This window comes from Metabacillus schmidteae (assembly GCF_903166545.1).
Taxonomy (GTDB): Bacteria; Bacillota; Bacilli; order Bacillales; family Bacillaceae; genus Metabacillus; species Metabacillus schmidteae.
Genome location: NZ_CAESCH010000001.1, coordinates 2,361,604 through 2,373,917 on the forward strand (window position 1 = coordinate 2,361,604; position 12,314 = coordinate 2,373,917).

Annotated in this window: 16 protein-coding genes; 14 read left to right on the forward strand and 2 right to left on the reverse strand. The window is 36.4% G+C overall.

The genetic code is table 11. The features are described from left to right. Position 1: 1 nt before the first annotated feature. The 4 genes from rpe to spoVM all read left to right on the forward strand — a co-directional run bounded on the left by rpe (position 2) and on the right by spoVM (position 1,880). Entirely contained in the window at positions 2–658 is a 657-nt protein-coding gene (rpe, locus tag HWV59_RS11295) for a ribulose-phosphate 3-epimerase (protein WP_102229656.1), read from the forward strand. 74 nt (positions 659–732) lie between these two features. Further along, the gene (locus tag HWV59_RS11300) at positions 733–909 is read left to right on the forward strand and encodes a hypothetical protein (RefSeq protein ID WP_175638855.1); all 177 of its coding nucleotides are present in this window, start codon (positions 733–735) and stop codon (positions 907–909) included. A gap of 100 nt (positions 910–1,009) precedes the next feature. After that, entirely contained in the window at positions 1,010–1,654 is a 645-nt protein-coding gene (locus HWV59_RS11305; protein ID WP_102229657.1) for a thiamine diphosphokinase, read from the forward strand. A gap of 145 nt (positions 1,655–1,799) precedes the next feature. Further along, positions 1,800–1,880 carry a stage V sporulation protein SpoVM gene (gene spoVM / locus HWV59_RS11310; protein ID WP_003328987.1) on the forward strand — a complete coding sequence of 27 codons (81 nt, stop codon included), beginning with the start codon at positions 1,800–1,802 and terminating at the stop codon, positions 1,878–1,880. Between the two features lie 103 nt (positions 1,881–1,983). Here the strand turns inward: spoVM and rpmB are convergent, their stop codons facing one another. Beyond that, positions 1,984–2,172 carry a 50S ribosomal protein L28 gene (gene rpmB / locus HWV59_RS11315; protein ID WP_026559391.1) on the reverse strand — a complete coding sequence of 63 codons (189 nt, stop codon included), beginning with the start codon at positions 2,170–2,172 and terminating at the stop codon, positions 1,984–1,986. 276 nt (positions 2,173–2,448) lie between these two features. Between rpmB and HWV59_RS11320 the strand changes: the two genes are divergently transcribed. Then, the gene (locus HWV59_RS11320) at positions 2,449–2,811 is read left to right on the forward strand and encodes an Asp23/Gls24 family envelope stress response protein (RefSeq protein WP_098796256.1); all 363 of its coding nucleotides are present in this window, start codon (positions 2,449–2,451) and stop codon (positions 2,809–2,811) included. Positions 2,812–2,828: 17 nt separating this feature from the next. Continuing rightward, positions 2,829–4,499, forward strand: coding sequence for a DAK2 domain-containing protein (locus HWV59_RS11325; RefSeq protein WP_102229658.1), 1,671 nt, complete (start codon positions 2,829–2,831; stop codon positions 4,497–4,499). On the opposite strand, the gene HWV59_RS11330 is transcribed toward HWV59_RS11325, so the two are convergent. After that, entirely contained in the window at positions 4,478–4,621 is a 144-nt protein-coding gene (locus HWV59_RS11330) for a hypothetical protein (RefSeq protein ID WP_175638856.1), read from the reverse strand. The genes HWV59_RS11325 and HWV59_RS11330 overlap by 22 nt on opposite strands. 128 nt (positions 4,622–4,749) lie before the next feature. Here HWV59_RS11330 and sdaAB point away from each other — a divergent pair, with 128 nt between their 5' ends. The 8 genes from sdaAB to acpP all read left to right on the forward strand — a co-directional run bounded on the left by sdaAB (position 4,750) and on the right by acpP (position 12,150). Then, positions 4,750–5,418: an L-serine ammonia-lyase, iron-sulfur-dependent subunit beta gene (gene sdaAB, locus HWV59_RS11335; protein ID WP_102229659.1), complete on the forward strand. Its 669-nt coding sequence runs from the start codon at positions 4,750–4,752 to the stop codon at positions 5,416–5,418. Between the two features lie 37 nt (positions 5,419–5,455). Continuing rightward, positions 5,456–6,334: an L-serine ammonia-lyase, iron-sulfur-dependent, subunit alpha gene (gene sdaAA, locus HWV59_RS11340; protein WP_102229660.1), complete on the forward strand. Its 879-nt coding sequence runs from the start codon at positions 5,456–5,458 to the stop codon at positions 6,332–6,334. A gap of 5 nt (positions 6,335–6,339) precedes the next feature. Next, positions 6,340–8,385: an ATP-dependent DNA helicase RecG gene (gene recG / locus HWV59_RS11345; protein ID WP_235991824.1), complete on the forward strand. Its 2,046-nt coding sequence runs from the start codon at positions 6,340–6,342 to the stop codon at positions 8,383–8,385. Positions 8,386–8,514: 129 nt separating this feature from the next. After that, a complete protein-coding gene (gene fapR, locus HWV59_RS11350; RefSeq protein WP_102229662.1) occupies positions 8,515–9,087 on the forward strand; it encodes a transcription factor FapR in 573 nt (190 codons plus the stop codon). A gap of 8 nt (positions 9,088–9,095) precedes the next feature. Further along, positions 9,096–10,076 carry a phosphate acyltransferase PlsX gene (plsX, locus tag HWV59_RS11355; RefSeq protein WP_102229663.1) on the forward strand — a complete coding sequence of 327 codons (981 nt, stop codon included), beginning with the start codon at positions 9,096–9,098 and terminating at the stop codon, positions 10,074–10,076. An 18-nt stretch (positions 10,077–10,094) separates the two neighbouring features. After that, positions 10,095–11,039 carry an ACP S-malonyltransferase gene (fabD, locus tag HWV59_RS11360; RefSeq protein ID WP_102229664.1) on the forward strand — a complete coding sequence of 315 codons (945 nt, stop codon included), beginning with the start codon at positions 10,095–10,097 and terminating at the stop codon, positions 11,037–11,039. After that, a complete protein-coding gene (gene fabG / locus HWV59_RS11365; protein WP_175638857.1) occupies positions 11,039–11,779 on the forward strand; it encodes a 3-oxoacyl-[acyl-carrier-protein] reductase in 741 nt (246 codons plus the stop codon). The genes fabD and fabG overlap by 1 nt, the downstream gene beginning before the upstream one ends. Positions 11,780–11,916: 137 nt before the next feature. Continuing rightward, the gene (gene acpP / locus HWV59_RS11370) at positions 11,917–12,150 is read left to right on the forward strand and encodes an acyl carrier protein (protein ID WP_102229666.1); all 234 of its coding nucleotides are present in this window, start codon (positions 11,917–11,919) and stop codon (positions 12,148–12,150) included. Positions 12,151–12,314 lie beyond the last annotated feature (164 nt).

Here is a 12,314-nt window from a genome sequence, read left to right on the forward strand (position 1 = left end):
TATGATAAAAATTGCTCCGTCTATTTTATCAGCAGATTTTGCTAAATTAGGTGAGGAAATAAAAGATGTAGAGAATGGAGGGGCAGACTACATTCATGTTGACGTAATGGATGGGCATTTTGTGCCGAATATTACAATTGGCCCGTTAATTGTAGAAGCCATTCGTCCGGTTACAAAACTACCTTTAGATGTTCATTTAATGATTGAGAAGCCAGATTTATACATCAAAGAATTTGTGAAAGCAGGTGCTGATATTATTACTGTACATGTTGAAGCATGTACTCATTTACACCGTACACTACAATTAATAAAATCAGAGGGTGTTAAAGCAGGTGTTGTGTTAAATCCTCATACACCTGTAGAGTCAATTGTTCATGTCCTGGACAACATTGACATGGTTTTATTTATGACGGTTAATCCCGGATTTGGCGGTCAAACTTTTATCCCTCAAGTCTTACCAAAAATAAAACAACTATCAGACTTAATAAAAGAAAAACAACTTGCAATTGACATTGAAGTTGATGGTGGAGTAAATGAAGAAACTGCAAAATTATGTGTTGAAGCAGGTGCGAATGTACTTGTTGCAGGATCCTTTATCTATAACAATCCTAATCGTCAACAAGCAATTGAATCATTAAAACAAGCTGTTCTTTCTTAAAGTATTCATAAATTCATGAAAGAAAACCATCCTATTTAATGTAGATAAGTAAATGTAAATAGGGGGCCTATAAAATGAATTTTTCAAAGGAAGATATGGTGATCATTGAACAAGCTTTGAAAGCTGTCTCAAAAACAACCTCTGATTACAAGGAGATTGAGCAATATGAATCAGTACTTCAAAAGCTAAATAACAATGGGGAAACAAACCAACTAGATGGATTTAGGTATGATTATGATGATAATATGTAAAAAGGTGAAGTTCTGACACTCTAATTGTGTCAGGCTTTTTTCTTATTTTCAATATTGGAAAGCTGAAATAATAAATATAGTTTGGGAGTAGGGCAAACATATGACAACAATAGCTCTTGTGGCAGGTGGACCGAGGGAAAACCTTGCCAACTTAACAAAATATCATTCTGAAGATGTGATTTGGGTTGGTATTGATAGAGGGTCTCGCTATCTTTTAGATTTTAACTTACCTTTACATTATGCATTTGGAGATTTTGATTCAATCTCAGCTAAGGAACTTGAAAATTTAAAGACAAAAATACCTGACTTAAACACATTGCCTTCTGAAAAGGATAAGACTGATACAGAGATTGCATTAGATTGGTGCATATCTCAAAAGCCGGATCAAATTTTTATCTTTGGAGCAACCGGAGGAAGACTTGATCATTTGCTGGGCAATATTCACCTTCTAATAAAATCCACTTCAACTCAATCGAAAATTGACATAATCGATCAACAAAATCAAATCACGCTCTATACCGCTGGTACATATACAGTAAAGAGGCAAATTGAGTGGAACTATATTTCCTTTGTTGCTATAAGTGCTGATATATATGGTTTAACTTTAAATGGATTTAAATATCCATTAAAAAACTGTCATATCAGGCTTGGCTCAACATTATGTATTAGTAATGAACTCATTAGTGATGTTGGTACTTTTTCTTTCCGGGATGGCATATTATTAATGATAAGAAGCCGAGATTAACTTGTTGATCAATGAACAAGATAGCGTCATTTTTTAAAAGTTACTGAATATAATGCTAAAGAACTGATTTATATCTTTTTTTGACGCTTCTAGCACCTTTGAACAAGCTTTAACCTTGTTTAATGATTGGTTGAGGAGGGAAACAATGAAATTTTATACGATTAAGCTACCGAAGTTTTTAGGAGGAATTGTTCGAGCAATGCTCGGTTCGTTTAAAAAAGATTAAGAAAAAAGCACCGATATTTTCGGTGCTTTTTCCTATGTTTCGCTTTATAGTTTTTTATATTCTCGAAAATAAGAGAATACGAAATGAGTAAGCTTAATTAAAATTAAACTCGCTCAACTTTACCTGATCTTAAAGCGCGAGCAGATACATATACTCTTTTTGGTTTTCCGTTAACTAAGATGCGAACTTTTTGAAGGTTTGCGCCCCAAGTACGTTTGTTAGCGTTCATCGCGTGTGAACGAGAGTTACCTGAGCGAGTTTTTCTACCAGTAACAACGCATTTACGTGCCATGTTATTCCCTCCTTACTACAAAAAAACACTACATATTTTACGATAGTCATGTACATAGCCATGAGATACTTTAATAATTTATCATAACTGACATTAGAATGCAATACTTCTACCATAGTCTTTCAAGAATTTTTCCTTGACATAGTATTTTGTGTATTGTTGTATATAATAGTAGTACTTGTATTTACACCTCGGACTTATAATCGCTTTTAAAATATGAAGGCTTATAGTAAAATAACTATAGCCAGTGCGAACAATTCCAAAGGGGGAACTTTTATGTCCATTGAATTAAAAACAAAGTACGGACAAATCGATATTTCAAACGAGGTCATTGCAACCGTTGCAGGTGGTGCAGCTATTGACTGCTATGGTATTGTTGGAATGGCATCAAAGAATCAAATAAAAGACGGTCTTACGGATATCCTAAGAAAAGAAAACTTTAGCAGAGGCGTAATCGTTCGTCAGGATGACGATTCGATAAATATAGATATGTATATCATCGTCAGCTATGGTACAAAAATTTCTGAAGTCGCACATAACGTTCAAACGAAAGTGAAGTATACGTTAGATCAGACGGTTGGACTTGCTGTTGATTCTGTTAACATTTTTGTACAAGGTGTTCGTGTTGCGAACCCGTAGTAAGGAGGAAATTACCTGTGTCTAATACAACCTTAGATGGTAAGCAGTTTGCAGAGATGATTTTGCAAGGTGCGGACCACTTAGCAAATAATGCAAAATTAGTCGATGCGCTCAATGTGTTTCCAGTTCCAGATGGAGATACCGGTACAAACATGAATCTATCAATGACATCAGGCGCAAAAGAAGTAAGAAACAATCAGACTGATCACATCGGGAAAGTCGGGAATGCGCTTTCAAAAGGGTTATTAATGGGTGCTCGTGGAAACTCTGGTGTGATTCTGTCACAATTGTTTAGAGGATTTTCAAAATCCGTAGAACAAAAATCAACAATTAATGCAATGGAGTTTGCAGCTGCCCTGCAAGCTGGTGTAGATACTGCCTACAAAGCGGTGATGAAACCGGTTGAAGGGACAATTTTAACTGTGGCGAAAGATGCTGCTAAAGCTGCAGTTCGTATTGCCGAGACTGAGACATGTATCACAAAAGTTATGGAGACCACTTTGAAGGAAGCGGAAGCATCCTTAAAACGCACACCAGAGCTATTACCAGTTTTAAAAGAAGTGGGTGTAGTGGATAGCGGCGGTCAAGGGTTAGTATTTGTGTATGAGGGCTTTTTAGCCGTTTTAAAGGGTGAAAAGCTGACAACTACATATGTAACCACACCATCTATGGATGAGCTTGTGAATGCTGAGCACCATAAGAGTGTGCAGGGACATATAAATACAGAAGATATTGAATTTGGATATTGTACTGAATTTATGGTTCGCTTTGAAGCTGATAAAACACCATTCCATGAGGAAACGTTTAGAAATGATTTAAGTCAATTCGGTGATTCACTATTAGTGATTGCAGATGATGAATTGGCAAAAGTACATATACATGCTGAATATCCTGGTGATGTTTTATCATATGGGCAAAAATATGGAAATCTCATCAACATGAAAATTGAAAATATGAGACAGCAACATACGGATATTGTTGGGACCACACATTACACTCCAACTACAAGCTCAGATGAAACGAAAGAAAAAAATAAATATGGCATTGTCACTGTTTCAATGGGTAAAGGTATTGCCGAACTTTTTAGAAGTATTGGGGCAAATGAGGTTATTGAAGGTGGACAGACAATGAATCCAAGCACAGAGGATATTGTCAAGGCGATTAAGGACGTAAATGCTGAAAATATCATCATATTACCAAATAACTCAAATATTGTTATGGCTGCTCAACAAGCAGCATCAGTAGTTGAAGAGAATGTTATCGTAATTCCTTCAAAGACTGTACCACAAGGGATGGCAGCTTTACTGGCATTTAATCCAACAGCAGAAGCAAAAGAAGTTGAACAATTGATGAATGAAACCCTTCAACATGTAAAGAGCGGTCAAATCACTTATGCTGTACGTGATACAAATATAGATGGACTCGACATTTCAAAAGGCGATTTTATGGGGATATCAAACGGTAAAATTGTCATAACAGATCAAGAGCAACTAACTGCTTCTATCAAACTTCTCACTGAGATGATTGCAGATGATGATGAAATTGTCACAATTATACAAGGGGAAGATGCAACTGACGAAGATACAGAACAGCTTTTACAATTTGTTGAAGAAACGTTTAAGGACGTTGAAGTTGAAGTACACAAAGGTGATCAACCTTTATATTCTTATATATTCTCAGTTGAATAATGAACAACAAAAACCCAGTAACCTGGGTTTTTTGTTTTGGCTTTTTTCGCAAAGATTGTTGTTTTTAAAATTAATAAACCCATGGTTAATTTATTGAATAGTTCAGCTATTTCTTTAATCATGCCGAATTTCCTCAAATCTGTTAAACTAATAATGTGGGAAACGAATGTTCCCTAATTGATTGTAATGATCATATAATAGTTTAAAACGTTTTTTTATTATGAAAATTTAATTCGGGAGAGTGGGTTCCATGAAATACAGAAGTGTTTTTGATATTATTGGCCCGATAATGATCGGCCCGTCAAGTTCACATACTGCAGGTGCAGCAAGAATTGGTCGTGTTGCAAGAACTTTATTTGGTCGTGAACCCAAATGGATCATTGTCTCCTTTTATAATTCATTTGCAAGCACCTATAAGGGTCATGGAACAGATATAGCCATTATTGGAGGATTATTAGATTTTGAACCATCTGATGAACGTATAAAATCATCGCTGGATATTGCAAAAGAAAAAGAGATAAAAGTAACATTTATTGAAGAAGACGCAATTGCTGAACATCCCAATACTGCCCGTATCATAATTGGTGATGACTATGGACAATTTGAATTAGTCGGCATTTCAATCGGTGGTGGAAAAATCGAAATCACAGAATTAAACGGGTTTGTATTAAAACTTTCAGGAAATCACCCGGCAATCCTGGTTGTTCATCAAGATCGATATGGGGTAATTGCCGCAGTTGCCAATGTATTAGCAAAACATGAAATTAATATTGGACATATGGATGTATCTAGAAAAGATATAGGTCAAATGGCATTAATGACAATTGAAACAGATCAAAATGTTCACAAAAATGTGTTGGAAGAGCTAAAAGCATTACCAAATATTTTCCAAGTAACTAGAATTGATGATGAAATATAAGCAATAAAATGTTATTAAACGAACGGGGGAGTCATCTATGTTCCGAAATGTTGAGGAGCTAGTATTACAAGCAGAAAGCAAAGGGGTAAAAATTTCTGAAATCATGATAGAGCAAGAGTGTCAAGTTTCAGAAAGAACACGGAAAGATGTTTTAGCACAAATGGAAAGAAATCTTGTTGTAATGGAGCAAGCTGTTGAAAAAGGCCTAAAGGGAGTAAAATCACACTCGGGGTTAACGGGTGGTGATGCTGTTTTATTGCAAAACTATCTACAAAAAGGCAATTTTCTTTCAGGGTCTACTATTTTGGATGCGGTTAGTAAAGCAGTTGCAACAAATGAGGTAAATGCTGCGATGGGAACAATATGTGCAACACCAACGGCTGGTTCTGCCGGGGTTGTCCCTGGCACACTTTTTGCTGTTAAAGAAAAATTAAACCCTTCCCGCAAAGAAATGATTGAATTCCTTTTTACTTCAGGTGCATTTGGGTTTGTTATTGCAAATAATGCCTCAATTTCAGGTGCTGCTGGTGGATGTCAGGCTGAAGTTGGTTCCGCATCAGGAATGGCAGCAGCTGCTATTGTTGAAATGGCCGGTGGTACTCCTCGCCAGGCAGCGAATGCAATGGCGATAACATTAAAAAATATGCTTGGATTAGTTTGTGATCCTGTTGCGGGATTAGTAGAAGTCCCATGTGTGAAACGAAATGCCATGGGAGCGGCAAATGCTATGATTGCAGCAGATATGGCTTTAGCTGGCATTACAAGCAGAATTCCATGTGATGAAGTAATTGAGGCAATGTTTAAAATAGGTCAAACTATGCCCACTGCGTTAAAAGAAACTGCACAAGGAGGGTTAGCTGCGACTCCAACAGGTCAACAGCTTCAAGCTAGGATCTTTGGTGAAACGCAAAAATAAAAGTGATTAATAAATTATTAGAACCGATTTCTGTTTTAAAAGGTGTAGGAAGTGAAACAGCAGAATTATTGAATGATGTTGGAATCTATACAATACAAGATCTTCTTGAATATTTTCCATATCGTTATGATGATAATAGTTTGCGAGACTTGGAAGATGTAAAACATGATGAGCGAGTTACGGTTGAGGGAAGGGTTCATAGTGAGCCTTCTCTTACCTTTTTTGGAAAAAAACGTTCTCGATTAACGTTTCGCTTGCTTGTAGGACGGTACTTACTATCAGTTGTTTGTTTTAATCGCCCTTACTTTAAAAATAAACTAACTATTGATTCGACTGTCACAGTAACTGGAAAATGGGACAAGCATAGGCAAACGATTACAGTGCAACAATTAACGTTCGGTCCTAAGCAGGAACTGTCAGGAATAGAACCTGTTTACTCTGTAAAGGGTAAATTAACAGTAAAAGGAATGAGAAAATTTGTTTCGCTTGCATTAACAAATTATTTAAATGATGTTGAGGAAATCCTCCCAAATGAACTACTGCAAAAATATAAGTTGATAACCAGAAGAAAAGCCCTTCATACGATTCATATACCTGAAGAAAAAGAAGATTTAAAATCAGCTCGAAGGCGTTTTGTGTATGAAGAATTCTTATTATTTCAACTTAAAATGCAAGCTTTGAGAAAAGTACAGCGAGAACAATCAAAAGGCATTGTACATGAATACTCGAAGGAGAAACACAATAAATTTATTGATTCATTACCTTTTCCTCTTACAAATGCTCAATCAAGAGTAGTAAATGAAATTTTACAGGATATGTCGTCTCCCTATCGCATGAATCGATTATTACAGGGAGATGTTGGATCTGGAAAAACAGTTGTAGCTGCTATTGCTTTTTATGCAGTGGTATTATCCGGATATCAAGGGGCACTCATGGTTCCGACCGAAATTTTAGCGGAGCAACATGCCGATTCTCTTTATAAACTTTTTGAGCCGTTCAATGTGAAGGTTGCATTGCTGACAAGTTCAGTTAAGGGGAAAAAGAGAAGAGAATTGTTGGAAAAAGTAGGAGACAATGAGATTCAACTATTAATTGGTACTCATGCTTTAATACAAGATGAAATAAAGTTTCATAATCTTGGCCTTGTCATTACGGATGAGCAACATCGCTTTGGCGTAGAACAAAGACGATTGCTTCGTGAAAAGGGAGAGCATACAGATGTATTGTTTATGACTGCCACACCAATTCCTAGAACATTAGCTATAACAGCATTTGGTGAAATGGATGTATCGATCATCGATGAACTTCCTGCTGGAAGAAAGGCTATTGAAACATACTGGGTGAAACCAAATATGCTCGAGCGAATTCTTGTATTCATTGAAAAGGAATTATCAAAAGGGCGCCAGGCTTATGTTATTTGCCCATTGATTGAGGAATCTGATAAGTTAGATGTCCAAAATGCTCTTGATGTTCACAGTATGTTGACCTCTTACTACAAAGGGAGATTTCGGATCGGACTTATGCATGGAAGACTCTCATCTGATGAAAAAGACACTGTCATGAGAAGCTTTAGTCAAAATGATATTCATGTCTTGGTTTCTACTACCGTTGTAGAAGTTGGTGTTAATGTTCCAAATGCTACAACAATGGTTATTTATGATGCAGAACGATTTGGACTTTCTCAACTTCACCAATTAAGAGGTAGGGTTGGCCGAGGTAGCGCGCAATCATATTGTATTTTACTTGCTGATCCTAAATCAGAAACAGGTAAAGAACGAATGAAGATCATGACAGAGACAAATGATGGATTTGTCCTCTCAGAACGTGATCTGGAGCTAAGAGGGCCAGGAGACTTCTTCGGAAAAAAACAAAGTGGAATGCCAATTTTTAAGGTAGCAGATATGGTACATGATTATCGTGCATTAGAAGTAGCGAGGCAAGATGCAGTGGAACTTATACAATCAAATGCTTTTTGGGAAGAAGAAAAATATGAACCATTAAGAGAATACTTATATCAATCAGGCATTCTTGAGGGTGAAAAGCTGGATTGATCTTGTCATCTAATAATAATAAAATATTTTCTAAGAAAACAGATAGCAATTCAGTTGCAATCTGTTTTCTTTATATATATACTACTATTAGTACCTAGTCTTAATAGTTCGGACGGTGTCATTAATATCATGAGAAAAAATAAAAAAGAGAGACAGCTTTTATTACAGGAGACAATTGCAAACACACCATTCATAACCGATGAAGAACTAGCTGAGAAGTTTCAAGTTAGTATTCAAACGATACGCTTGGATAGGTTGGAATTATCCATTCCTGAATTAAGGGAACGAATAAAACACGTAGCTGAAAAGAAACTAGATGATGAAGTGAAGGCTTTGCCTATAGAAGAAGTAATTGGAGAGATCATAGATTTACAACTGGATGAGTCAGCGATTTCTATATTAGAAATTAAAAAAGAACATGTTTTTAGTAGAAATCAGATTGCCAGAGGACACCACTTATTTGCACAAGCAAATTCATTGGCAGTTGCGATGATAAATGATGAATTGGCATTAACAGAAAAGGCAAACATTCATTTTACAAGACAGGTAAAAGAAAATGAGCGTGTCATTGCCAAAGCGAAAAAAGTAAAAAGTGACTCAGAACAAAAACGAACAACGGTTGAAGTGAATAGTTTTGTTGGAAGTGAATTAGTTTTTTCTGGTGAGTTTGAAATGTATCGCTCAAATCAAACACAAAGGTAGGTTACATAATGAAGCTAGCGATCGATGCAATGGGTGGAGATCATGCACCACAAGCAATAGTTGAAGGTGTCATGAAAGCTATAGCTGTATTTCCAGATCTGGAGGTCACGCTCATTGGTCAAGAACATAAAATAAAAACATATTTATCAGATTCTACAAGAATCAATATTATACATACTGATGAAATTATTGAAGGAACAGACGAACCTGTTCGTGCAGTTCGACGAAAAAAAAATGCATCGTTGGTCTTAACAGCTAATGAAGTCAAAGAAGGAAGGGCAGATGGGTGTATATCAGCAGGTAACACAGGCGCTCTCATGACAGCGGGATTGTTAGTTGTGGGCAGAATTGAAGGTATTGAAAGGCCTGCATTATCGCCAACCTTGCCAACCTTGGATGGTAAAGGATTTGTGTTTTTAGATGTGGGAGCTAATGTCGATGCTAAACCAGAGCACTTACTTCAATATGCTATTATGGGATCGGTATATGCTGAAAAAGTTAGAGGAATTAAACATCCCCGAGTAGGATTATTAAATGTCGGTACAGAAGATAAAAAAGGGAATGACTTAACAAAGCAAACCTTTGATCTGTTAAAAGAAGCAAATCTTAATTTTATTGGAAATATTGAATCACGAGATTTAATGGAATCTGTGGCAGATGTTGTTGTAACAGATGGGTTTACAGGAAATATTGCCCTCAAAACGATTGAAGGGACAGCTCTTTCTGTCTTCTCAATGTTGAAGTCTGCTTTAACAAGTAATTTTACATCAAAGCTTGCTGCAGGAATATTAAAACCACAATTGAAAACAATTAAACAACAAATGGATTATTCAGAGTATGGTGGTGCTGCTTTATTTGGATTAAAAGCTCCTGTAATAAAAGCTCACGGATCATCTGATGCTAATGCGATATATAATGCTATCCGTCAGACAAGAGAGATGGTAACAAATGATGTATCAGGCACAATTCTTTCTTCTATTAAGGGATAGGAAACGGAGGAACATAAGATGACTAAAATTGGATTTTTATTTCCCGGTCAAGGCTCACAAGTTGTTGGCATGGGAAAGGACTTCTATCAAGATATTGTTGAGTCAAAAGAAATTTTTGAAAAAGCGGACAAAAAATTAGGACAAGAATTAAAGGACCTTATTTTTGAAGGACCACAAGATACACTAACATTGACTTATAATGCCCAACCGGCTTTATTAACAACAAGCATGGCCATATTAGAATATGTTAAGAAATTCAATATCCAGGCAGATTTTGTTGCAGGTCATAGCTTAGGGGAATACTCTGCTCTGGTTGCTGCTGGTGTATTGAGTTTTGAAGATGCTGTTTACGCAGTGAAAAAACGCGGGGAATATATGGATGAGGCGGTACCTGCAGGACAGGGCGCAATGTCAGCCATTTTAGGTATGACTGCAGAGGAATTAGAAAAGATCACAACAGACGTGACTGAAAATGGTGATTCTGTACAATTAGCGAATTTAAACTGTCCTGGACAAATCGTTATTTCCGGAACAGCTGCAGGGGTTGAAAAGGCATCCGCATTAGCAAAAGAAAATGGTGCAAAACGAGCAATTCCATTAGTTGTTAGTGGTCCTTTTCATTCTCAATTAATGAAGCCTGCTGCTGAAAACTTTGATCAGGTATTATCTGAATTAAGCTTTAATGATGCTTCCATCCCGGTTATTGCTAATGTAACAGCTCAACCGGTAGTTAGTCACGAAGAAATTAAGGCTTTATTAGTCAAACAGTTATTCTCACCTGTAAGATGGGAAGAATCAGTAAGAACAATGATTCAAAATGGCGTGACAACATTTGTAGAAATCGGTCCTGGTAAAGTATTAACGGGATTAGTGAAAAAAATAGATCGTTCTGTAACAGTTTATAATATCTTCGATCTTGAATCTTTAAATGTAACTGTAGACAAACTGAAGGGGGAAGCCTAATGCTAAACAATAAGGTTGCTTTAGTTACTGGAGCATCGCGTGGAATTGGAAAAGCAATCGCTTTAGACCTTGCAAAGAATGGAGCTCGTGTTGCTGTTAACTATGCAGGAAATGAAGCGAAAGCAAACGAAGTAGTGGATGAAATCAAAGCGAGTGGTGGACAAGCTATCGCAATTAAAGCAGACGTATCTAATAGTGAAGATGTTCAGCAAATGATAAAAGAAGTGATTAAGGAATTTGGTCAATTAGATATTCTTGTAAATAATGCAGGAATTACAAGAGATAACCTTCTCATGCGAATGAAAGATACGGAATGGGATGAAGTTATCGATACAAATTTAAAAGGTGTATTTCTTTGTACAAAAGCTGTTACAAGACAGATGATGAAGCAAAGAAATGGACGAATTATTAATATAACTTCTGTTGTTGGTGTGAGTGGAAATCCTGGTCAAGCAAATTATGTAGCAGCTAAAGCGGGAGTTATTGGGTTAACAAAAACAACAGCAAAGGAATTAGCATCAAGAAATATTACGGTAAATGCTGTTGCTCCTGGTTTTATAACCACAGACATGACAGATGAGCTAAATGACGAAATTAAAGCAGATTTACTTAAACAAATTCCGTTAGCCACTTTGGGAGAACCAAGTGATATAGCTAATGCAGTAACTTTCCTCGCTTCTGAGAAAAGCAAATATATCACAGGACAAACACTGCATATTAACGGTGGTATGGTAATGTGATTTTTTTCTGAGACTTGTATTTCCTTGAACTTAAAAAGGAAAACTAGTGAAGAAAAGGATTTTTAAAGAAAATACTAGAATCAAACTAGTTTTTCATAATAAAATCATCTATAATACTTGAGGGGAGGTGAAGGAAAATGGCAGAAGTATTAGAACGTGTAACAAAGATTATCGTTGACCGTTTAGGTGTTGATGAAGCTGAAGTAAAATTAGAGTCTTCATTTAAAGATGATCTTGGAGCAGATTCCCTTGATGTAGTTGAGCTTGTTATGGAACTTGAAGATGAGTTCGATATGGAAATTTCTGACGAAGATGCAGAAAAAATCGGTACAGTGGGTGACGCTGTTAACTACATAAATAGCAAACAGTAATGTTGCTGATAAAGTCCCGTATATATTACGGGACTTTCCACCTTTTATTTAGCCATTTTAAGTTTTTTTGCTAGTGTTGGCCTTCTATGCTTTATACTTAGCATATTGTATACTAGAGGTAAACAAATGCTTTGGTCTAAGCCACTTCATAATTCAAGGGAACA

Excerpts from the sequence above, each read along its gene's own strand:
- HWV59_RS11305 (WP_102229657.1), top strand. The coding sequence starts at position 1,010 with ATGACAACAATAGCTCTTGTGGCAGGTGGACCGAGGGAAAACCTTGCC.
- fabG (WP_175638857.1), top strand. The coding sequence starts at position 11,039 with ATGCTAAACAATAAGGTTGCTTTAGTTACTGGAGCATCGCGTGGAATT.
- spoVM (WP_003328987.1), top strand. The coding sequence starts at position 1,800 with ATGAAATTTTATACGATTAAGCTACCGAAGTTTTTAGGAGGAATTGTT.
- HWV59_RS11300 (WP_175638855.1), top strand. The coding sequence starts at position 733 with ATGAATTTTTCAAAGGAAGATATGGTGATCATTGAACAAGCTTTGAAA.
- HWV59_RS11330 (WP_175638856.1), bottom strand. The coding sequence starts at position 4,621 with ATGATTAAAGAAATAGCTGAACTATTCAATAAATTAACCATGGGTTTA.
- plsX (WP_102229663.1), top strand. The coding sequence starts at position 9,096 with ATGAAGCTAGCGATCGATGCAATGGGTGGAGATCATGCACCACAAGCA.
- rpe (WP_102229656.1), top strand. The coding sequence starts at position 2 with ATGATAAAAATTGCTCCGTCTATTTTATCAGCAGATTTTGCTAAATTA.
- fabD (WP_102229664.1), top strand. The coding sequence starts at position 10,095 with ATGACTAAAATTGGATTTTTATTTCCCGGTCAAGGCTCACAAGTTGTT.
- sdaAB (WP_102229659.1), top strand. The coding sequence starts at position 4,750 with ATGAAATACAGAAGTGTTTTTGATATTATTGGCCCGATAATGATCGGC.
- fapR (WP_102229662.1), top strand. The coding sequence starts at position 8,515 with ATGAGAAAAAATAAAAAAGAGAGACAGCTTTTATTACAGGAGACAATT.
- rpmB (WP_026559391.1), bottom strand. The coding sequence starts at position 2,172 with ATGGCACGTAAATGCGTTGTTACTGGTAGAAAAACTCGCTCAGGTAAC.
- acpP (WP_102229666.1), top strand. The coding sequence starts at position 11,917 with ATGGCAGAAGTATTAGAACGTGTAACAAAGATTATCGTTGACCGTTTA.
- sdaAA (WP_102229660.1), top strand. The coding sequence starts at position 5,456 with ATGTTCCGAAATGTTGAGGAGCTAGTATTACAAGCAGAAAGCAAAGGG.
- HWV59_RS11320 (WP_098796256.1), top strand. The coding sequence starts at position 2,449 with ATGTCCATTGAATTAAAAACAAAGTACGGACAAATCGATATTTCAAAC.